A 22,547-nucleotide genomic window follows, 5' to 3' on the forward strand; every position below is an offset into this window, starting at 1 on the left:
GCTATAGTCAATTGGCTTAAGGCCCCAATGTTTGGGGCATAAAACCGAGCCTGGAGCCACCGGGCCTATCATGAGCACAAGGAGTTTTCCCCATGAAGCGTACCGCTCTTGCTGGTTTGTTTATTTCCGCTGTGATGTTGGCCTCACCGGTGTTTGCGGCAGAAGACCTTTGCCAAATCAACCTGCAGAAAATCAAGGACGCTGTGGTCAGCTCCGGAGAAATGAGCTCAGATTTACAAGACAGCATCGATAGCCGAGTCGCTGATGCCAAGGCTGAGCAAGCCAAAGGCACGAAAGAAGGCCTCGATAACTGCATTTCACTGACGACCCAGACGCTTCAGGATATTGCCGATAACAACAAAGGTGGTGAGTAGCCCCTTTAGGTTGGCCTTCTGCGCCAGAAAGGCGTAGACTCCGCAAGCTTGCTGGTTACACACAGCAAGCATCGGGGCCGTTTAGGATTCGACGCCGGTTGCGAAACTCTAGGTGCATGCCGAGTTGGTAACAGAACTCGTAAATCCACTGTTGCAACTACTTATAGTTGCCAATGACGAAACCTACGAGGGTCAAGCTCTCGCAGCGTAAGCTGCCTTAGCCATCCTCCTGGTACCTTCGGGTCCAGCAATCACTAGGGGATGCCTGTAAACCTGAAGTGATTGTCATATAGAACAGGATCGCCGTGCAGTACGTTGTGGACGAATCGGCTAAAACTTACACAACTCGCCCAAAGCACCCTGCCCTTCGGGTCGCTGAGGGTTAACTTAATAGATACGGCTAAGCATGTAGTACCGACAGCGGAGTACTGGCGGACGGGGGTTCAAATCCCCCCGGCTCCACCAAATAGCTGCCCAGACCTGTCTCAGACAGTCTGCGAAACACCCAAGAAGCCCGCCCCGTGCGGGCTTTCTTGTTTCTGGCTATCCGTCCCTGTCTCCCCTTATGCATTCCCGCCGTGTATCCCTGCGTCTCTTTGCTCTAATTTTTAACCAAAGGGATACACACCAATGAAACGTGCCGATATCAAGCGCCGCCCTTTGTCTGATACCACGCTGCTTGGCCTGGAATGCACGCAACGACTTGCAGAGCTACTTCCAAGGCTTCGACAGCGCACAGCGCGCACGCTTGGTCGCACGACTGGGCTGGTATGACAGCGCCTTTCTACTGCCAGAACAGCAAGTCGGCTCCCACACAGAGCATCTGCACTTCTATGAAGCAGGCGCCCAGCTTCCGCCTATCAGTGAAGCTGGCACCCTGGAGCAGTGGCAAGAGCAAATCGGCGCCTTGTGCGTGGGTAATCATCGCTTGGCATTTGTGGCCAGCGCGGCGTTTGCTGGACCACTGCTGCACATGCTTGGTCATGAATCAGGCGGCTTTCACCTGTACGGCGATAGCTCGGGCGGTAAAACCACCCACCTGCAAGTCGCTGCCTCTATCTACGGCGGGCCGCGCTTGGTGCGGTCATGGCGCTCGACCGATAACGCTTTGGAGTCCATCGCCGCAGCGCACTCGGACGGCCTTCTGGTTCTCGATGAAATCGGTATGTGCGACCCGCGCATCATTGGCGAAACCGTTTACATGCTCGGCAACGGCACCGGTAAAGCCCGCGCTAATGATCGTGGCCAAGCGGGCCGACAGGTTCAAGAGTGGCGCCTGCTATTTCTATCCACAGGCGAAAAAACCTTGGCGCAACACATGGCCGAGGCCAACAAAGAGCTCAAAGCGGGTATGGAAGTGCGCATGCTCGCCGTGCCTGCAGACGCCAGTAAAGGGCTCGGCATGTTCGACGTGTTGAAGGTTTCGAGGACGCTGCCGCCCTTTCTGACGCACTCAAGGCCCGAGTAGCCAAGTACTACGGCACACCGCTTACAGCCTTTCTATCAGCGTTGTGCGAGCCAGGGAAAATGCACGGCTGGGCGATCATCCTGCGCCGCACCCTGGAAGGGTTTATTGCCAAGTCCCTGCCCGCCTCAGCGAGTGGTCAGGCACATCGTGCAGCACTTCGCTTTGGTCTTGCGGCTGCAGCTGGTGAGCTCGCTACCGCATTGGGTATCACCGGTTGGCCTGACGGCACCGCAACCACAGCAGCCCGTGTCTGCCTCAACGCATGGCTGAATGAACGCGGCGGCACCGGTAACTATGAAGGTGACGCCATCGTTACTCGGCTGCGCCAAGTCATCGAGCGCTTTGGTGAAAGCCGATTCACTCGCTGGGAGTCTGCCGCAGCCAAGATCGATGAGCACGGTCCGCGCACCATTGACCGGCTGGGCTTTCGAAAGTCGTTGGAGCACGGCCTGGGCGACGAGCTTCACACCACCAACACTTACTACGTGCTGCCCGAGGCTTGGCGCTCCGAAGTATTCAAAGGCATGAACATCAATGCCGTGAACAAGGAGCTGCTACGTCGTGGAGTGCTCGAGCCGGGAAGCGATGGTAAGGCGTATAGCCTCGTCCGCCTGCCGGGACTAGGGCCACAACGCTGCTACATCGTAAATACGGTTCCGGGGACAGATGAGAGCGAGGCCAGGGCTGCCTGACGGTTGCCCATTGATAGAGGTAGTGCCGGCTTATTCCCGGTCTCGCCAGCCGTTCAGCCACCCTCTAATCGAATTACATTGAGATAGAACCAATGAACGAGATCCAAGAACTGAAAGACCGCCGCGAACAAAAAATTCTCGAGAAGAAACACTTGAGCGCGAACTGATCCCCTACGCCGCAGCACTCGAAGACTATGAAGAGCTGCAAAGTTTGGAAGAGAATTTGCGATATAGAATCACCGATAAAAAAAGACAGGTCGGCTACCGTGAACGGGACATCGAGCCCCTCAATCAGCAGATCCATCGCCGAGAAACACTGGCCAATCACCAAAGCCTGATGGCTGGCTACATCGAAGCCATCACTACATGGAAGGCTGACGAAGAAGAGCTAAACCAAAAACGTGACAGCATCAGTACGCGCTTGGAGCAGGTCCGTCAGCAAGCACATGAAGATATGACAAAAGCTCGGCAGGCAGAGACAGAGGCCGCTACAGCTTATGCACAGGCAGTCGCTTGGGGCGATGTCGAAGGTGAGAAAAAAGCTAATGACGACGCTCAAAAAGCTGCAAAACATCTCACCTCAGCCGCAGAGCATCATCGTCGCCAACAGCTGATTATTACTGCGCTGGAGCAAGAAATCGTCACTATTGATCGACACATCTCAGAAGCACAGAAAACGCGCGCAGACATTGAAAACCAAGCGTCACGCTTGGCAAACACAGTGCTTGAAGAAAAGTGGAATGCTGCTGCAATAGCTCTGCTCGAGGTAGGCGGCAAGCTGTGGGCCGCTCGGCGTCTTATCGATCGCGACCCAATAGCGCTGACGAACCTGAAAATCCCTGAGCAGGGCGAAAACTACGGGCCTTGGGGCTGGAGCGATCTTTCAGAACGCTCATATCAGCATAGCTTTGAAGACGTACTCGCTATGTAACGCAGCTTTCCCCCGAGACGGCTTTGAAGCAAGGCCGTCTCGGTCATCCACGAGGCCCCACCATGAACGCTGCTACACAAAGCAAAATCAGCTATTCGGATTCCCTGAAAGCCAGGAAAACGCATTTGAACGGACTAATAAACCTCGTAAAACCAAGGACAGGGAAAACTACAAAAATAGAGACTTTGACGATTGCAGCAATGAATGCAGAGATCAGCGTTATAGAGCAACAGCTGAATAAACGGAGTTAACACTATGGCGGTAGCAGACAAGGCTTCCGCCATAGTCTGAGCCACAAGCATCTACCATTAGTCATTCCTAACAGCCCTGCACTGAAAAACCTCCACGCGCCCATCAGATTTATTACAGCTGCGCACTTAACCGCTTGAAGGCCTTAGCGACAGACCTTCAAGCGGTCATAAGCGGTCACCAAGACACGCTAATGAAATCAGAGACGACTAAAACTTATTAAACACTGGACTCAATCGACACTTCAGTCGCGACATCTGCCGCGATTTTGCTAGCAATCTCGGCATACAATTCTACGTCTTCGCCTTCAGATGAAATGGATATGATTAAACTGTAACGAGCATTAGACTGATGTCTATTCAAATGCGCTCTATAACGCCACCACCCTGACACTGGATATACAGCTATTTTATCTCTAGCAGCCAAATCAATTGCATGACCAATCCAAACATCGCTATGCACTGAGCCAGCCGCAATGCTTTTAGGTCCGAAAGTCCAGTTATTATCAACTTCAGCGGGCTGAGGCTTTACATCTGCTTTTTCAAGCTTATTTATTCGATGCCTGAAATCCGAATCAGTATCTGATTTTTTCTTAAGCTCAAAACGAAGACCATACGACTGATATCTAGCAGGTATAACCTGCGCCATTTCGCCAGGGCTAGGCTCAATAAAATATGATAGCGTTATCTTCAGCTGTACCTCTCGGTTTTCTAAGCGCTCAAGCTCGCTCTTCGGCCATGGAAGATCGTAATAGTGAACCTCGTTAAACGACGGAGATCCGATCTCTCGACCTTTATCATTAACTTCTTTTTTGAAGGGTTTAATGTACGCCTCAGAAATTAATGCAAGGTCATTTTGTGCAGATGCTAAAGCCCGCTCTAGCTGCGGCACTCCATATCCAAACTGACGCGCAAGCATGATGCACTCTTTTTTGCTTTTCCTGTGAAGCCTAGCAAGCATTGCTGGAGTCCACTGGGCACTATGAATAATCAGAGCTCTTATAGTTTCTGGCCAAAGATCTGGAAACCGCGCCATAATCTCCGCTGCAAGACCAGCAGCTTGTGCCGTCGCAGAGCTAGTCGCCCAAAATTCTTCAATGGGATTTTTTGTGAAGTTTTTCCCAGTGGTTAATATCGAAAGTGCAGGCACGCCAGATACCAGTTCCCGCCCGTCAGGACTGATAGCTTTATTTCCTGCCTCAAATACTATTTCTGGCTTGATTGGACTTCTAGAGTGCTCCCAGTCTGTACTAATACGACTATAAGGGCTATGGTCACCTACTTCGGCGAGGGTTTTCCAGCCATCCATTTTCGGCTGTTCCGACAGATCTACCTTGTCCGTGAAACCACCAACAGCAATAGCATTCCATGACTGCCCTGGGTCTTCTATTGGAAACTCATCGTAATCAGAAACATCATCTGGATTCGATGAATCAGGAATATTCCCTGCTGAAAGAATGAACAGTCGCTTAGGGCCTGATTGATTGTCATCTCTGGTATCGAAATCACCAAGCATTGAGCCAGAACAAATTTGGTCAATTGCAGAACTCCAGGTTGTTGGACGCTCGCCTGAAACATCCTCATTGGAGATTGCCATGCAATAAACTCGTTTTCGCCCTGGCGCTCGAGCTTCTGCAAGGGCAACGGCCGCCTGAGTAATAACGCCATAACTGGACGGTTCGTTTCTTGACCAACCAGGAGGAGGAATAAATTTTACTGACTCTAATCGGATATTTAAGTCGATATTCCGTTGGTCCGCCAATGCAAAAGTGAGATCACCATATAACGCAGCGCCCGCCATATTGGTCCCATGGCCGTGATGGTCATCACCTCCCCAGTCAGGATGTATTGCTTGGCAATCTTCTGACGCTAGGGCGTGCTGGAGGAGCGGATGCGCTTGATTTACTCCATTATCAAGAACACAGACGGCGGGACAATCGACAGCGGGAGGGACTACTCGGTTTATTAAACTAGAAATCCAGTCTTCTTTTTCTATCGGGTTTAATCTTGTAAAGAAGTAGGGATTATCTGTTGCTTTACGCAGTTCCTCTATTGCATCAGTATTGCTAATTAATATACTCATCTCAAGTGGATTCGCATAAATTAACAAAATCTCCGAATCAGGAAAACTCAAAGCTGCTTCGTTTACGCGCAACCTTAACTTTTGAGCTATCCTTCGAAGCTTCTCAGACCTAGAAGATATGCACCAGCACTCCCACCACAAGCTTGTTGCCATGTCCCTAGGAAATGGTCTTGAGTCCGTCCAAAGACTTTCGATATCACCTATCAAAAAACTTTCCACTGGCGCAAACTTTAATTCATTTTTTGCCTTTCCTGATCCAACTCTCTCTTCAGCGTATTCCTGCACCTTTAGGGTTAGAAAATCTACAGCATCTTCCGGAACATAAAGAGCACCAACAATATCGCCCCCATCAGCAACTCTCAATGCCGAGAGTCTTATATCTTTACTTTTCCAATTTAGATTGGGAATAGCCGAATCAGAAGAAATTAAAACTTCCAGATAGATTGCCGGACAGCTTTCACTAATATCAGTACTGTAGAAACCATTTCTTCCAGCTGCAGCTTGAAAAGCCAAAGCTAACTTGTCACGAAGTTGCCTACCATGAGAAACATCCCTGCCAGACGTAATACCGCTTAAGTCTTTACTAGGCCGCTGATAAAGGTGACCACTCTGAAAACTTTCGACACGAAAATGCGGGAGATTGTAACTTAAAACCTTACTCGCTTCTTCCATAATCTTTACGGCTCCTGCCTGCACTTGCAATCTAGTTAGGGGTCAGACCCGACATAGTTTCCCTAAGTGCATGACGCTCTTTAAGTGCATTTATTATTATTTCGGCAGAAACCTGTTTTATATCGCCGAGAATCATTTCCTTCAAAACTTCACTTGCGGCCCTACTAAGCTCTGCTTGACTTAAGCCTGTAGCTGCCTCAATAATTTTCACCCAAGAAATACGTTTGGGTAAGTGAGAGTGTAAAAAAGAGCTCAATACAGCTTTTATACCTTCAGAGTCGGGGAGGTCGTACTCTAAAATGTCGTCAAATCTACGAAACAGTGCACGATCCAAAAGCTCCGGATGGTTAGTCGTAGCAACTACAAGACTATCTGTACTATTTGACTCTTCAAGGAACTGCAAGAAAGAGTTCAACACTCTTCGCATTTCACCAACGTCATTATCTGCGTTGCGACGCCCACCAATAGCATCAAACTCATCAAACAAATAAACGGCCCGAACAGATGCGATCTGATCGAAGATCAATCGCAGCTTCGAGGCAGTCTCACCCATAAACCTAGTGATAACTGTTTCGAGCCTGATTGTAAATAGCGGCAACTGCAACTCACCAGCTAATATCGAAGCAGTTAATGTTTTACCAGAACCAGGCGGCCCCACTAAAAGTAACCGAGAACTTGGTGGAAAACCATGATGTCGCAATCGGTCACGTTGTCTTTGTTGATGAATCAAGCGATTTAACCGATCGCGCATAGACTCTTGCAAGATTAAGTCTTGCATTTGTGCTTTGGGGTACGACACAGACAAGAGGTTCTCGAGATCACCTCGAGGCTTAGAGATTGGAATAGCAACTTCGCTTCCAGGCCGACCAGATACACTACGGATTGAAGTTTTACGCTTGCGTGCGGCATCCACGAGAGTCTTCAATTCGTCTGCCACTTCCTGACGGCCCCTACGCGCTTCGGCAGCGGCAACTTGTAGAGCGATCGAGAGAAACTGTTCCTCGTCTCCCTGATTGTGGCTGCTAAGCAGTGCGATAATTTGTCGGGCCGTAGCCATAGGAGCGTCTTCCCTGTCCGGTCTATGGGCTGCTGCTTGGATTCATCCCGCAGTTTAGACCATCGGCTGCCCCGAGCCTACTCTCAGTCGTCAGATAACGCCCAATGGAGTTCTCTAGCAAGCCGAATACGCACGCTACAGGGCACTCATCTCAGCTATACAGACCATATGAGCTGGCTCAGACTGATCGATTGTTGCCATTGATACCCTTGTGTGGTGCGCACCCTGTGAGACTGCGACACCCCACAAGGCTTTAAAATTGCTTTGCTTGAGTTTTAGACGATCCGATTTCAGCCAATGCTTGCCGCTAGAATTAGGTCGTTTCCTGTCAGCCGTGACAAGCCAAAATCTACCCGAAAGTGACCTCGACCCAATAGCAGCTTCCGGCAAGAAGCGCTCCTTAGCACCATTACCGTAGACTCGACGTTTGGCACCCTCTCTAGGCGTTTTTCAAATCAACGTTCCAGCTGCGACCAACGTATTAGGCAACGATCAATGAAGCACGCTTGTAGGTGTTATAACTTAGAACCAGCTCGCATCATTGAACATAATCGAAACAGTCCGAAACACGGGCTATGAGTGAGAAATAGGAATGGCTCTAGAGTGGCTTGCGGTACTCAAGACACCTGCTGTATGGATCTTGAAGAAAATCCTGACGACTGCAGGTGAAGAGTACGATCGACATAAAGCCAGCAACAGGGCCATGCAAGGTGAGGACCTAGCCAGCCAAACCAGCCTTCATAACCTGATATGCGAAGGGCTGAAAAAGCTTGCAGACAGTGGTAAATCTTTTTCAGGGCTTCAGCCTCATGCCTTCCGAAACTGGTTGCGGCAAGACGCCAACGTCGAGCTATTTGTCAAAGCGCTGGTAGCGCGGGCAGGTGGTAACTTGGAAACGTCAGAACGGTCCGAGAGAGAGCTCGCTGCAAATTACGAAGTTTTCGCTCGGAGTACAGGATCGCTAGCTGATAGCTCCGTGACACAAGTCGTCTCGTATGTCTTGGGGCAACTCCAAGCGACAGAGAAGGGCAAACAAGCATTACAGTCTGCTATTGCGTTTCGCTCATCTGCGCAACTGCAAATGCTGCTTCATCCCACGCAGCTTCAATTTCCAAGTGATGCCGATTTGGATCGTGTTCGAGCCATGGCCACAAGCTTGCTGGAGGCAGGCAAGCGCAGTTGGAAAATGCCTGAGTTCATTGCGCCACTCACGTTAGAGGCTCATGAGAAACAAGGTGACCACGACACGAGCCCGCGACCAATTAGTACCCCTGAGCTTGTGACAGTCATCGAGACTGGAGTCAGCCTGATCCTGTTCGGCGAGGGCGGTATAGGCAAAACTACATTTCTATTAGAGCTGTGTTCGTCTTGTTTCAGCGCAGGTAGCCGTATACCTCTGTTCGTGGACGCCGCGCTCTGGGGGCGGGCTAATACGAGCCTTCTTGAATACATATCTAAACGTTCCTCAGCAATAGCAAATGGTGTAACTGTCGATGAACTAACCAAATTGGCCGAAGCTGGTCGGCTGGTCGTCATGCTCAACGGCTGGAATGAGGTGCCTGCCTCACTGAAGCTGGCCTGTCTAGAGGAACTAAACCAGTTATCAGTCGCTGCTGACTCACTAGGCATTGTGGTCGTATCACGGAGTTCAAGTGATGTGCCCAGGCTACCAAATACGAGGCGTGTGGAGGTTCGAGGCCTTACATGGGATGGCCAGTCGGCGGTACTCCGTGCTGAACTTGGCGATGTCGGATCGGCACCGCTACTGGTCTTACTTGCCAAAAATACGCACCTGCGCCATGTAACTAGGAGCCCGCTCATACTTCGAGGCTTCATTGCACAAGCTAGGAGAGGTGATGCCTCGTATTCGAGCGTATTTGACCTCCTCGGTGCCACAGTGCAGGCCTTTGAAGAAGATGACCTGCGTACTTTGGTGCTGTCTGACTCACCTGTAGATGGCCATTCTCGCGAATACCTTGAAGAGCTGGCCTGCCAACTTACGCAGAAACGAACTATCTATTGCTCCAAAAACGACGCGCTTCAATTTATTCACGCCGCAGCCACTCAACTAGCCGAGCGCAGGTTAATAGGCGCTCCTCCACAATTGGCCCCAATCTTAGACTTGCTGGTCAGTCATCACTTATTGCACCTCGACGATGGTGTGGTTCGCTTCGCCCACCAACGTTTCCAAGAATACTTCGCAGCTACACGACTGCTACGGAACTGCGGTGATGATGGCGTCTCGCCTGCGATTCTGCGTGCAACGATCAACCAACCGGCCTGGGACGAATCTTTTGCACTTATCGCAGACAAGCTAAAAGGTGACAGGAGCTCGGCTGCCGCTAGAACCAGGATAGTAACGGTTGGCCTAGCGATAGACTTGGGGCGGGCTTGCGACCTGGCAGGAGTCTGCGGTTTTAGTGACGCAGACAACTCTGAGCTTCATCGTCACCTAGTGGCTAGCGTCAATGAACTAGCCTCATCCCCCTTGTACGAAGTTCGCGATATTGGAGTCACCTATCAAATTGCGTCCGGCTTACCTGCTTTCGCCGATAAGCTGTGGCCACTCCTTGAGAGCGAAGATCAACAGACCCGCTTGCATACGTATCAATTGAAAAGTTCCGGCATATCCCTGCTTCAGCTTGGAGCCGGGGCTGAACTCCGAGTTGCCTCATGGCCATCAGAGCGCCGAGTAGAATTTGTACACGAGATCGCTGATAGAGCAGACAACTACGAGTTTCTCGTGGAGCTGGCTCAAAGTGAGCCTGAACCTGCCGTTAGGGCAGCAGCGATTTGCGCCTTATTTTGGCATTTCCCTGCCTCGGATGTGCCTTTCCTAGCCTGGCTGGATGCTCCAATTGAAGTCCAGACTGAACACGAAGTCATGAACTACGTCCAATACGCTTTAGAGGATGGGTACGCTAGCGAGGAGGTACGAGAGCGTTTACTAGCCATCTATGGCAACGATATATCCGACAGCACACGGCTAAAGCTTGTGCAGGCCTTCCCTAGCGAGGTTGGGCCGAGGGCTATAGAGGTGATCTTCGAGTACTTAGGTAGTGGTGAACATCACGGAGACAATCGCCCCTTGATTGACATTGCACAGATCAATGCACCCGAACGCTTATTAGACCTTGCTTCGGAGCTCGCCTTGCAAGCACGAGTCGTGCCTGAATGGGTGGGTAAATTTCTGCACCAAGCCTCAACTGACGTAAAGACCAGTATATTCGAACGAGCATGGCTAGCTCTGCAGGGGGAAGACTTCAAGAGACTGAGTGGCGAGATACTGGGACCTCTTGCTGACCTAAACCAAACCGAGCGCAGCGTTGCCTCCTTGTTGCATCACCCAGAAACTTATCGAGGGACACTGACGGACCTAGACCACGAAAGGAATAGGCAACTGCGGTACTTGCTTGTGCATGCACCTGGGCATGACCTGCTTAATGTTGTAATGAAGCGAGCACAGGCATCCTCCTACTATGAGGCTGCTCAATTAGTTGAGCTTGTGTGGCGGCGAATTTGGCGCGACGAGGGTAGCCCCAGCACAGCTAATCAATGGCTGCCAACAGTTGATGAAGTCCGACAGTTAGTAACCCAGTTTTCTCAGAAGGAAGAGATCGCGGAGGTTCCACAGGACAGGATTTGGATATACCTTTCTTGCATAGCAAGTCAGGTCGCACCAGCGGAGTTCGGACCTCTTTTATTAGAGGCTTTTAGCCGTCATTTAGATGCTTGGAGTACTTTCAAGGAGAAAGTCGATCTGTGGTCTGAGAGCCCCTCATCGCCACGTCCATCTAACCCCCAGCTTGGCAACTATCTGCTATCGGCTATGGTGAAGCGTGGGCCTGAAGCGCTGCCGAGCCTGTTGGAACTAATGGCCCATCCTAGTGCGGTGAGGTTTATCCCAGATGTGATTGCTCGAATCGCCAGCTCTCCTTGGGCTAGCAAGAAGGAGCGGTCGTACAGCAGTGTCAGCGCGGATATCAGAGAGGGAATGCGGCGTAGGAATCTGGGCCGCGAGCATCGTCAACCTGATGACACCTTTCAATATTGGACTGATGAGGCGGCCAGCATCCTTGGGCAGAAGCTGAGCGAGCTTGTGACACGCTGCCAAGAGAAGAGATCCAATGACGAGAAGTGGAACCTACGAGAGGCGCAGTCCCAAGTTGGGTACCTCGCGGGGGTTGTCGCGAGAATTCCAAGTTCTAGCGTTATCGAGCCAATGCATCGCGCCTTAGCCAGTGCTCTGATGGATATCCACGGTACGGTTGATGCGTTGCGTGGACTCGTACGCCAAGGCTTTTACATCTCCGATACAGTAATTGTGAAGCAACTTGAAGCCCTGCACGAGCAAACGGCCGATGCCACGTGGATCGACAATGAATCGAGCTATGTGATGTCAGATCTAAGTGAACTACTGCTTATCGCGGTGCCCCCATCGCTCTTGAGCAAAACGGTGGGGTACTACCTTCAGCAATGGCGAAGATTCACGCACCCCACTGAAATCATGCGCCGTTTGGGTGCCACGCATTCAGAAGCCGCTTGGCCCGTTCTTTTGGAGTTGGGCAGTGAGTTTGATGATAGCGAAGAACTCGCACGCGCTCTGGTTTCCTCTCTGACGCCAAGGTATCTCACCGAGTTTCTTGCCCTTGTCTCCAATGGGAGACTGTTTGAGTGGTGTAGAAGCGCTTGGACGCTGGAACAACTTGCTGCCAGCGTCGCGGCCACCGTTGGCGAGGGAACTAGTCAGATTGAGGCCTTCCTGAACGCATGCCGGAAACCCAAATTGCCTCTCGCTGATGTACTTGCCGGTGCAGTTCTCACGCACATCAAAGGAAGCGAGGCGGCTCGTCAGCTCTTCCTCTTAGAGGCACTTGATACAGGGAGGGCAGCTCACCCGAACATGCCAGCGTACAGGATGCTACTAGATGCATTCACGCTAAAAGAACCTTCCAGCAGCGCACAGTATGAAGTTGTACAGAACGCCAACAACGAACTAAGGGCGGAGCTTTATGCTCGTGCAAAAGGTACGGGCCTAATAGCAGATAGTTGCAGACGTCTACTTGCTTCATTGGAAGGCATGCGCCGCAAAAATGTCCGCCCCAACGACGAGCCGCGTCATCCCTCCCTAGAAGATGGCTTAGCGTGGACTGATGCCCTACTGGGACGCTACTAACTCATTGAGAGCCCGGTTTAGTAGGGCGTTCTCTGATATTACGTGACCCTAAGGGCTGGCAAGTATGTGAGGTGATCCAGCCTACAGGAACACATTCATATCTACTTTTGGCCGGAGTCTGACGTATGTGAGTGGCAGCTCTTGGCCTAATCCTGCCGTCGGCCAACTATAGGCTTGGGGTGGGTGATAGCGACCAATGAAGAGTTAATAACATGTAACACCAGCAGCTCTTGTAACACTTACCTACGAGTACAATCCAGAGCGGTGTAACCATTACAAAACCCTTTAAAGTCAGCTATATATGTAATCAGAAACACCTGTAACACTCGTAACACTGCTTTTGAGAGGGTTCCCCCTGCCCCTCTAATCAATGGTTCCTCCAGCGATAGATGCTAAAGCGCTTTTCGGTGCCTAAAAACTGATGGGGGCCCCTAGGAATTTTGGCTAGGTACGGGGCAGGAAACCCGCGCGATTGTGGTAGAGGAAAAGTGCACAGCTTAGTGAACAGGTGATCCGGGTGAACTGCTGGTTCACCAGTGCATTTGCACTATGGCTCAGGAGCCGCTGGGGACCCTGGGCATTTCGAGGAGATACGGGGCAGGAAACCCGCACGAAATCGTTAGTGGCTGGGTTTCAAAGTTTGTTGACCACACTTGACCGGTTGACCCAGTTGACTCACCTAGGTGTTCACTATCAGCAACACATCCGGTGCCCTGCTGGGTGCCTAGTCCCCCTCTCCTCTTTTCTTCAATATCTTTCGATTTCAACGATTGAAATTTCAATAAGCTGGGTGCCCTGCTGCTAAAAAAATCCTGCGGGTTTCATGCCCCGTACCCTAAAGAATTCGTCAGGGGCCCCCGGCAGTTTTTTCATGTATAGAGCAGGGCTCAATCAGCCACGTCTGGATGTCACCACATCCATTCAAACATAGGCTCCATTCCAACCACGGAGAGGTATCGAATTGTTGAACGCAAAAAAACCCACCAAGGCTTTTTTCATCAAGCTGGGGACCAGCGGACAATGGGAGAAAGAGTGCATCGAAAACGGCACCCTGAGAATTGGCTACCGTGAGGTACCCCATGAGTACTGTTTGGGTGGCGATTGGGATGCAGCTCGAAACTCTTTTCCTGAAAGCTCGAACCCAGGCAGCGTTACAAGGCATATCAACCAAGTACGGCAATTCTACGAGGAGCCAGAATCTACCATCTGGATAACCTTCTTTTCTGACCGACTGTGGTGGTGCTTCGCTAAGCCTGGAATTACCCAGCTCCCAGACCTAACAAAAACTAGGCAGGCCTCAGGTGAGTGGCGTGACACTGACATCAATGGAAGGGTACTTATCAAAAGCCACCTGAGCGGCAAGCTCTTAGCCGTGCAGAGCTTCCAAGGAACAATTTGTACCGTCCGAGAGTTCAACTACTTGATTCACAAAATCATGGGAACATCTGAGCCTCATATCGCAGAGGCTCAGCTAGCTGTCGACAACCTGATTGCAGCTGTCATACCCATTATTAAAAACCTCCACCCCAAGGATCTTGAAACACTCACTGATTTGATTTTTCGGCAGGCCGGTTGGCAGCGAACAGGAGTGGCAGGAGAGATTGAGAAGGACATTGATCTCGATCTCTTGTCTCCCATTACCCAAGAGCGAATTGGCATCCAAGTGAAATCAAAAGCTTCAGCGTCGGTTTACCGCTCCTATCAAGAAAAATTTACAGACATGAGCGGCTTCACACACTTCTACTTCGTAACACATTCACCGGATTCCAGCCTCAAGGCCTTAGCTGCAGAAAGCAGTGACGGTTCGTTTATTTACTGGGGGCCTGAAAAGCTAGCACTCCAAGCGGTTCGAAACGGTCTCGTGGGCTGGCTTATAGACAGAGCGTCATAGGGAAAACAGAATCCACACGCCCAAATAAGGTCGCGATTACTCCTCAAGACGTGCACGGAAAAAATTCCAGGCTAAAGATTTACTCCACAACGGATCATTGAATTAACCACAGCAGATAGGCCCATGTATCCCCTGCTGTATCCCCAAAAAGTCAAAGCCCATCAAAACCCAACAAATACAGGCTTATTTCATACTTGTTCAAATTACCCCGGCACATCTAAAGACGTCCACAGACGTCTTTAGATGTGCCTGAAATCCAGCAGAACCGAGGCGCTGAGCCCCACGCAGGGCAAAATATGCTTTATGCGCTCTAACCGTTGCTGTATCCCACTTTGCATCCTAAATATTGCGCGACTATTTTTTGAAATGCTTTTTCTAAGACGAAACAGTTATCCATGCTCTGCCGCCAATAAGGCCCTGAACTGGGAAACAATCTCGGCAGACAGCCCCGCAGCTTCGAACACAGCGCAGGTAAAGCTGACAGGAGCTGGACCCGGAGCAGTGATGATGCGCTCGCTAACTACAGCGCCTTGGCTACTTTGATAAAGCGAAGCGCCCTGATAACCCAAGGCATTCTGCAGCAGGAAGTCAGCACTGTTTGAGGTATGCGCAACCTTGTCCAGAAGACCCGCCCTTGCAAGCGCAAGTGTCCCTCCACAGATCCCGGCAATTGCCGCTCCATTTGAACGACTGGTATCCAGGAAGCCACGTATATCCGGTGCATCCGCACGCTCCCAGATCATCCCACCAATCACGACGACAACGTCTGGCTTCCAGTCAAGGCACTGCTGCAAGCTGCTGTCCACCGTGACAACCAATCCACCCTGCGAGCAGAACTGTCCCGTTACAGGCGCGAAAAACCTGACGTCGATCCCGTAAAACGGAAATGCGGTCCCTGCAATAAATGCGTATTCCCAATCTGCAAAACCAGGTGTCAGTACCAAACCCACGCGAGCCATCAATTAAATCCTCCATGAATACGAATAACCTTACGCGAGCGCTGGCGCTGTGGAAGCGAGTCCGCTCGCGAAGGCCGCTAACGATACCGTGTGCCTACAGGATAATCGCGATGTTCTTAAGACCTTCGCGAGCTGGCTCGCTCCTCCAGTTGAAGTCACACGGCCCCGTCAGGTCGCGCCAGACGCACACCCCGCCGCCCTTTAATCAACCCCACAACCAGCGACGAAAGAATCAGCACAATCGATACCCCTTCATTGAAATCAGTCTGATGCCCCAGCATCAGCATCGAACCTGCGATCCCGAACACCGGAATCAGCAAGGACAGGGGTGCGACCCTCGATACCGGGTACTCACGCAGCAATAAATTCCAGCCCCAATAACAGAAATGCGTCGCCGCGTAGACCTGAAACAACAGCGAGAGCAGCGCCACCCACTCAAAGTGCGTGAGCAGTGCGGTAAACGGCGCAGGCCCATGCGCAAGCCAGGTGAGCAGCAACAAGGGGATCGGCGCAAACAGGCTGGCCCAGACCACAAAGGCGAACATTTCCCGCACTTTTGACTGCTTGATGATGACGTTGCCGACACTCCAACTGAATGCACTAACCAGTAACAAGCCATAGCCTACGGTCGTGCCATGACCGGGGCTGGCGAGGATAATGCTGGCCAGACCCAGCACTGCCAGCCCGATTCCGAGTATTTGCCCAAGGCTCAGGTGTTCGCGAAACAGCAATACGCCCCAGCCCATGGTGAAAAAAGCACTGAACTGGATCAGCAGCGCGGCGGTTCCGGGCGGCACGCCCGCTTCGATGCCAAGGTTGATCAGCGCCCACATCGCAACCCCGAAAATCAGCCCATAAGCAGCCAGCCATTTGATGTCGATCGGGGGGCGCTTGACGAAAAAAACCCACGGCAGTGCCGCGAGGGTGAATCGAAGCGCCGTCAGCAGCAGCGGATCAATCGCCGCCAGGCCCAGCTTGGTAATGGGGAAGTTCAGGCCCCAGATCGCTGTCACCAGTACAGCTAAAATCAGGTGTTTCTTTTGCATAGTGTGCTAATTCCGCAAGGCAGGGCTGACGGCTGTATGCGCCAACCAGAACAACACTATGAACAATTTCAGCATCGGCCCGCTTGCACTATCAGGTCATAGATCATTAAATTCGGGCCATGCGCGAAACTGACATAGACACCTACGAAAATATCCCCCGCGACGCGGTAGTCACGGCCAATAACTATCGAGACGGGCAGCACTTTGCCCTGCATACCCATCAGCGCGGGCAATTTGCCTATGCAGCTTGCGGTGTGATCACGGTGTTCACCAGCCAGGGCAACTGGGTGGTGCCGCCACAAAGGGCTATCTGGGTTCCCGCGGGAGTACCTCACGAAATGAGCATGGCCGGGCCGGTGACCATGCTTAACACTTACATCCGCAATCCCGTTGCCAGCCGGCTTGGCCTGACCGAGCACTGCCAGGTCTTCGACGTGTCGGCATTGCTTCGCCAGTTGTTGATCCAGGCCATGGATATTCCGGCGCTGTATGACGAGGCCCAGCGGGAAGGTCTGGTGATGAGCTTGCTGCTTCACGAGATTGCCGAAATGTCGCCCCTGTCACTCAGTGCGCCACTTCCAACCGAGCCACGGCTGGCAGAGGCTTGCCGCAACCTGCTGGCGCAGCCGTCACTGGATATCGGGATTGATGATATGAGCCGCCAGGTTGGCATGAGCCGCCGCACATTCACCCGACTGTTTCGCCAACAGACCGGCATCAGCTTTGTTGAGTGGCGCCAGCAGGCATGCCTGTTGGCCGCGGTGGTGCGTTTGGGTAACGCAGAGCCGATCACGCGAGTGGCGACCGATCTGGGCTATAGCAGCCCAAGTGCCTTCACCAGTGTTTTTCGCAAGGTATTGGGCGAGGTGCCCAGTCGGTATTTCCCCAAAGAACTGTCCTTGAACAACAAGGTGATTTTGTAGCCGCTGCCGCAGGCTGCGATAAGGGCCGCAGGTCCTTCTGAGGGACTGCTGCGCACTCCATCGCAGCCTGTGGCAGCGGCTACAAAAAATTGCTGTGTTTCCTGCCCCATAAAAAACCTCGCCGCCCTTTCACAGGAGGCGAGGTTTTTTATGAACTGCGCTTAAACCGCGTTTGTAGGCTGCGGCCGACGCACGTCAGGCTGCTTCCAGGACTCAGCCGTCGACTCGTCGATGGCTTGCTGAATGGCTTTTTTACGGTGCTCTTCAGCTCGGCGGCTGAAGAACCACACCATAAAGGTCATCAACGACACCGCCAGTAGAATCAGGCTGGCCACGGCGTTGATCTCGGGTTTAACCCCCAGACGCACCGCCGAAAACACTTCCATCGGCAGGGTCGTGGACCCCGGTCCCGACACGAAGCTGGCCAATACCAGGTCGTCCAGCGACAGGGCGAACGACATCATGCCGCCCGCAGCCAGTGACGGCGCGATCATTGGGATGGTGATCAAAAAGAACACTTTCCACGGTTTGGCACCCAGGTCCATGGCTGCTTCTTCGATCGACAGATCAAGTTCACGCAGTCGCGACGACACCACCACGGCCACATAGGCCGAGCAGAACGTGGTGTGGGCGATCCAGATGGTGACGATACCGCGTTCTTGCGGCCAGCCAATCATCTGCGCCATGGCCACGAACAACAGCAACAGCGACAGACCGGTGATCACTTCCGGCATTACCAACGGCGCCGTCACCAAGCCGCCAAACAGGGTGCGACCCTTGAAGTGGCTGATGCGGGTCAGTACAAACGCCGCCAGAGTACCCAGCGCCACCGCTGCAATCGCCGTGTAGCAGGCAATCTCCAGCGAACGCATGACCGAGCCCATCAGTTGCGTGTTATCCAGCAAGCCCACGTACCACTTCAGGGACCAGCCGCCCCACACCGTTACCAGCTTGGAGGCGTTGAACGAGTAGATCACCAGAATCAACATCGGCAGGTAGATGAAGAGCAGCCCTGCAACCAGCATAAAGCTCGAAAAACGGAAGCGATTCATATCTTGCCCTCCAGCTCTTTAGCCTGGCTGCGGTTGAACAGAATGATGGGCACGATCAGGATCGCCAGCATCACCACGGCAAGCGCGGAGGCTACCGGCCAGTCACGGTTGTTGAAGAATTCTTGCCACAACACTTTACCGATCATCAGGGTTTCCGGCCCGCCCAGCAGTTCCGGGATCACGAACTCGCCCACCACCGGGATAAACACCAGCATGCAGCCAGCGATAATGCCGTTTTTGGACAGCGGAACGGTGATTTTCCAGAAGCTGTTGAAAGTGCTCGAACCCAGGTCAGACGCGGCTTCCAGCAGGCTGGTGTCGTGTTTTACGAGGTTGGCATACAACGGCAGGATCATAAACGGCAGGTACGAATACACGACGCCGATATACACCGCGATATTGGTGTTGAGAATCTGCAGCGGCTCGCTGATCCAGCCCATCGACATCAGGAAACCATTGAGCAGACCGTTGTTGCTGAGGATGCCCATCCAGGCATACACGCGGATCAGGATCGCGGTCCAGGTCGGCATCATGATCAGCAGCACCAGCACGGTCTGCATCTCTTTGCGCGCATTGGCGATGGCATAGGCCATCGGATAACCGATCAGCAGGCACAACGCCGTGCTGAAAAAGGCCATCTTCAACGACCCCAGGTAGGCGGCGAGGTACAACTCGTCGTCGCCCAGCATGGCGTAGTTGCCCAGGTTCAGCAGCATCTGGATTTTTTGATCAACGTAGCCGTAGATCTCGGTGTACGGCGGAATGGCGACGTCAGCCTCAGCAAAACTGATCTTCAGAACGATAAAGAACGGCAGCATGAAGAACAGAAACAGCCACAGGAATGGAATCCCGATGACCACTTGACGGCCACCGGGGGTTATTCGTTGCAGTCGGCGTTTGAGTTTTCGCATGTTCATGAGCGCAGTACCACGCCGCTGTCGTCTTCCCACCAGACGTAGACTTCGTCGTCCCAGGTCGGGCGTGCGCCACGGCGTTCGGCGTTGGCCATGAACGACTGGACAATCTTGCCGCCAGGCAACTCCACATAAAATACCGAGTGCCCGCCGAGGTAGGCGATGTCATGCACCTTGCCCTGCGACCAGTTATAGGCGGACTCGGGCTTGATAGTACTGACCAGCATTTTTTCCGGGCGGATGGCGTAGGTAATCGACTTGTCCTGCAGTGACGTTGTCACCCCATGGCCGACGTAGATCTTGCGCTCCAATTCCGGGCTGTGAATGATTGCGTAGCCTTCCTCGTCGTCTATGACCGTGCCGTCAAAGGAATTCACGTTGCCGATAAACTCGCAGACCATACGGCTGACGGGTGCTTCATAGATGTCTACCGGGCTGCCGATTTGCGCGATCCAGCCCAGGTGCATGATGGCGATACGCTCAGCCATGGTCATGGCTTCTTCCTGGTCGTGAGTCACCATCACGCAGGTCACGCCTACGCGCTCGATGATCTGTACCAGTTCGAGCTGCATCTGCGAACGCAGTTTTTTGTCCAGCGCGCCCATCGGCTCGTCGAGCAACAGCAATTTCGGACGCTTGGCCAACGAACGGGCCAGGGCCACACGCTGACGCTGACCACCGGACAACTGATGCGGCTTGCGTTTGGCGTACTGGGTCATGTGCACCAACCGCAGCATTTCCTCTACGCGGGCGTCGATATCACTGGCGGACAAGCGATCCTGTTTCAAGCCAAAGGCGATGTTCTGCGCCACCGTCATGTGCGGGAACAGCGCGTATGACTGGAACATCATATTGATCGGCCGCTCATAGGGCGGCATGTCAGTGATGTCTACACCATCGAGAAAAATACGGCCCTCTGTTGGACGCTCAAAGCCTGCCAGCATGCGCAGAAGGGTCGATTTGCCGGAGCCGGAACCTCCGAGCAGGGCGAAGATTTCGCCTTGATGGATCTCCAGGGATACATCGTCAACAGCAATGGTTTCGTCGAATTTTTTGCTGACTCGGTCGACTTTTACCAACACCTTTTTCGGTGCCTGATGACCTTCAAGAGCCTTCCTGTAAGTACTGGAGGCGTTTGCCATATGAAACTCCCAACAGCTTCAGTCGCCAGGCCAACACGGCCCGACTTAATAGTTGATCGCAAACCCGCAGCGACGGGTTTATTCGGCGCCGACGTCCCGGCAGCCTGGTAGTACTTGTTGTTATCGCAGCTTGTTGTGTGACGCAAAGACACGCCCGCCAGCGTTACGCAGGCAGCAAAATCGATGTGAGCGAGCTTTTCCGGAGCTTAGTCTTGTTGATTTTAATTAACAACTCCAATGTAAAAAATCTAAAACACTTTTCAGTGATCTTCATGATCCAAGCGCGCACTGCCACCGACACGAGACCAAAAGACCCTATAAAAGCCTTTAAATTAACAATTTCAGGCCAAGTGTTCGCTATTGACTTCACATCGCCTTTCGGATTGACTGAGCTTGCGAAAGGGCAATGAACATAATAATTAACATAATAGGTGCATCATGTCGGTTCCACTGCGCGCAGTTCAGCTCAATGAAGCGAACGCATTCCTTAAGAAATATCCTGAGGTTTTGTACGTCGACCTTCTTATTGCGGATATGAACGGCGTGGTGCGCGGCAAGCGCATCGAACGCACCAGCCTGCACAAGGTTTACGAGAAAGGCATCAACCTGCCGGCTTCTCTATTTGCACTGGATATCAATGGTTCTACGGTGGAAAGCACCGGCCTGGGTCTGGATATCGGTGACTCGGACCGAATCTGCTACCCCATCCCCAACACCCTGTGCATCGAGCCTTGGCAGAAACGCCCGACTGCGCAATTGTTGATGACCATGCACGAACTTGAAGGCCAGCCGTTCTTCGCTGACCCACGGGAAGTGTTGCGCCAGGTCGTTTCCAAGTTCGACGACATGGGCCTGACCATTTGCGCAGCCTTTGAACTCGAGTTCTATCTGATCGACCAGGACAACGTGAACGGTCGCCCGCAATCGCCGCGGTCGCCGGTGTCTGGTAAACGTCCGATGTCGACTCAGGTGTATCTGATCGATGACCTCGACGAATATGTCGACTGCCTGCAAGACATCCTCGAAGGTGCCAAAGAGCAAGGCATCCCGGCTGACGCGATCGTCAAGGAAAGCGCCCCGGCACAGTTCGAAGTCAACCTGCATCACGTTGCCGACCCGATCAAAGCCTGCGATTACGCCGTGCTGCTCAAGCGCCTGGTGAAAAACATCGCCTACGACCATGAGATGGACACCACGTTCATGGCCAAGCCATATCCGGGCCAGGCGGGCAACGGGCTGCATGTGCACATTTCGATTCTCGACAAGGAAGGCAACAACATCTTTGCCAGCGAGGATCCCGAGCAGAACGCCGCATTGCGTCACGCGATCGGCGGTGTGCTCGAGACCCTGCCAGCGCAAATGGCCTTCCTTTGCCCCAACGTTAACTCGTACCGTCGTTTCGGCGCACAGTTCTACGTGCCGAACTCGCCGAGCTGGGGTATCGACAACCGTACGGTAGCGGTGCGTGTACCGACCGGCTCTGCCGATTCCGTGCGCATTGAACACCGCGTCGCGGGTGCCGACGCCAACCCTTACCTGCTGATGGCGTCGGTTCTGGCCGGTATTCACCACGGTCTGACCAACGAAATCGAACCGGGCCCACCGGTGGAAGGCAACAGCTACGAGCAGAACGAACAGAGCCTGCCGAACAACCTGCGCGACGCACTGCGCGAGCTGGACGACAGCGAAGTCATGGCCAAATACATCGACCCGCTGTACATCGACGTATTTGTCGCCTGCAAGGAAAGCGAGCTCGCCGAGTTTGAAAACTCCATCTCGGACCTTGAGTACAACTGGTACTTGCACACCGTCTGATTGGCCAAGTGGTGTACGCAGTTGCGCGTACACCACCTCCCCCTGTGGGAGCCATCCACTATCGATGCCGCCTGACACACCACTTTCGCGGACAACCGCGCTCC

The 22,547-nt window shown here is 52.7% G+C and carries 13 protein-coding genes, 1 other RNA gene and 2 pseudogenes; 9 read left to right on the forward strand and 7 right to left on the reverse strand.

Going from position 1 to position 22,547, the window contains the following annotated elements; genetic code table 11:
* The first annotated feature begins 92 nt into the window (after positions 1-92).
* From U5A05_RS20900 to U5A05_RS20915, 4 genes and pseudogenes are all read left to right on the forward strand, one after another.
* Positions 93-374 (forward strand): hypothetical protein, encoded by a 282-nt coding sequence (locus U5A05_RS20900; RefSeq protein WP_321834595.1) that lies wholly within the window; start codon positions 93-95, stop codon positions 372-374.
* 73 nt (positions 375-447) lie between these two features.
* Positions 448-839, forward strand: a transfer-messenger RNA (tmRNA) gene (ssrA, locus tag U5A05_RS20905).
* 223 nt (positions 840-1,062) lie between these two features.
* Positions 1,063-2,534 (forward strand): annotated as a pseudogene (locus tag U5A05_RS20910) (DUF927 domain-containing protein); the annotation flags it as partial.
* Positions 2,535-2,626: 92 nt separating this feature from the next.
* Positions 2,627-3,465: pseudogene (locus tag U5A05_RS20915) on the forward strand (chromosome segregation protein SMC).
* A gap of 468 nt (positions 3,466-3,933) precedes the next feature.
* On the opposite strand, the gene U5A05_RS20920 reads toward U5A05_RS20915, so the two are convergent.
* Both U5A05_RS20920 and U5A05_RS20925 read right to left on the reverse strand, forming a co-directional pair.
* Positions 3,934-6,468 (reverse strand): S8 family peptidase, encoded by a 2,535-nt coding sequence (locus tag U5A05_RS20920; protein WP_321834597.1) that lies wholly within the window; start codon positions 6,466-6,468, stop codon positions 3,934-3,936.
* Between the two features lie 31 nt (positions 6,469-6,499).
* Positions 6,500-7,525 (reverse strand): AAA family ATPase, encoded by a 1,026-nt coding sequence (locus U5A05_RS20925; protein WP_321834598.1) that lies wholly within the window; start codon positions 7,523-7,525, stop codon positions 6,500-6,502.
* A gap of 592 nt (positions 7,526-8,117) precedes the next feature.
* Here U5A05_RS20925 and U5A05_RS20930 point away from each other — a divergent pair.
* The gene (locus tag U5A05_RS20930) at positions 8,118-12,701 is read left to right on the forward strand and encodes an NACHT domain-containing protein (protein ID WP_321834599.1); all 4,584 of its coding nucleotides are present in this window, start codon (positions 8,118-8,120) and stop codon (positions 12,699-12,701) included.
* 961 nt (positions 12,702-13,662) lie between these two features.
* On the forward strand, positions 13,663-14,592 hold the full coding sequence (locus U5A05_RS20935) for a hypothetical protein (protein WP_321834600.1): 930 nt from the start codon (positions 13,663-13,665) through the stop codon (positions 14,590-14,592).
* A 389-nt stretch (positions 14,593-14,981) separates the two neighbouring features.
* Here U5A05_RS20935 and U5A05_RS20940 read toward each other — a convergent pair whose 3' ends face one another.
* Both U5A05_RS20940 and U5A05_RS20945 read right to left on the reverse strand, forming a co-directional pair.
* Positions 14,982-15,551 carry a DJ-1/PfpI family protein gene (locus U5A05_RS20940; protein WP_321836544.1) on the reverse strand — a complete coding sequence of 190 codons (570 nt, stop codon included), beginning with the start codon at positions 15,549-15,551 and terminating at the stop codon, positions 14,982-14,984.
* A 155-nt stretch (positions 15,552-15,706) separates the two neighbouring features.
* On the reverse strand, positions 15,707-16,597 hold the full coding sequence (locus U5A05_RS20945) for an EamA family transporter (RefSeq protein WP_321834602.1): 891 nt from the start codon (positions 16,595-16,597) through the stop codon (positions 15,707-15,709).
* Between the two features lie 119 nt (positions 16,598-16,716).
* On the opposite strand from U5A05_RS20945, the gene U5A05_RS20950 reads away from it, so the two are divergent.
* Complete coding sequence (locus U5A05_RS20950; RefSeq protein WP_321834604.1) at positions 16,717-17,520, forward strand: AraC family transcriptional regulator; 804 nt, start codon at positions 16,717-16,719, stop codon at positions 17,518-17,520.
* Between the two features lie 161 nt (positions 17,521-17,681).
* Here U5A05_RS20950 and U5A05_RS20955 read toward each other — a convergent pair whose 3' ends face one another.
* From U5A05_RS20955 to U5A05_RS20965, 3 genes are read right to left on the reverse strand one after another with little or no spacing between them, the layout of a single operon-like run.
* Positions 17,682-18,572, reverse strand: a complete 891-nt coding sequence (locus U5A05_RS20955; RefSeq protein ID WP_321834606.1) for an ABC transporter permease subunit — start codon at positions 18,570-18,572, stop codon at positions 17,682-17,684.
* A complete protein-coding gene (locus U5A05_RS20960; protein WP_321834607.1) occupies positions 18,569-19,489 on the reverse strand; it encodes an ABC transporter permease subunit in 921 nt (306 codons plus the stop codon). Before U5A05_RS20960 ends, U5A05_RS20955 begins: the two co-directional genes overlap by 4 nt.
* Positions 19,486-20,628 carry an ABC transporter ATP-binding protein gene (locus U5A05_RS20965; RefSeq protein ID WP_261739771.1) on the reverse strand — a complete coding sequence of 381 codons (1,143 nt, stop codon included), beginning with the start codon at positions 20,626-20,628 and terminating at the stop codon, positions 19,486-19,488. Before U5A05_RS20965 ends, U5A05_RS20960 begins: the two co-directional genes overlap by 4 nt.
* 137 nt (positions 20,629-20,765) lie before the next feature.
* On the opposite strand from U5A05_RS20965, the gene U5A05_RS20970 reads away from it, so the two are divergent.
* Positions 20,766-21,038, forward strand: coding sequence for a hypothetical protein (locus U5A05_RS20970; RefSeq protein WP_321834609.1), 273 nt, complete (start codon positions 20,766-20,768; stop codon positions 21,036-21,038).
* A gap of 28 nt (positions 21,039-21,066) precedes the next feature.
* On the forward strand, positions 21,067-22,443 hold the full coding sequence (locus U5A05_RS20975) for a glutamine synthetase family protein (protein WP_261739772.1): 1,377 nt from the start codon (positions 21,067-21,069) through the stop codon (positions 22,441-22,443).
* Positions 22,444-22,547 lie beyond the last annotated feature (104 nt).

The organism is Pseudomonas kulmbachensis (assembly GCF_963681935.1).
GTDB classification, from domain to species: Bacteria; Pseudomonadota; Gammaproteobacteria; order Pseudomonadales; family Pseudomonadaceae; genus Aquipseudomonas; species Aquipseudomonas kulmbachensis.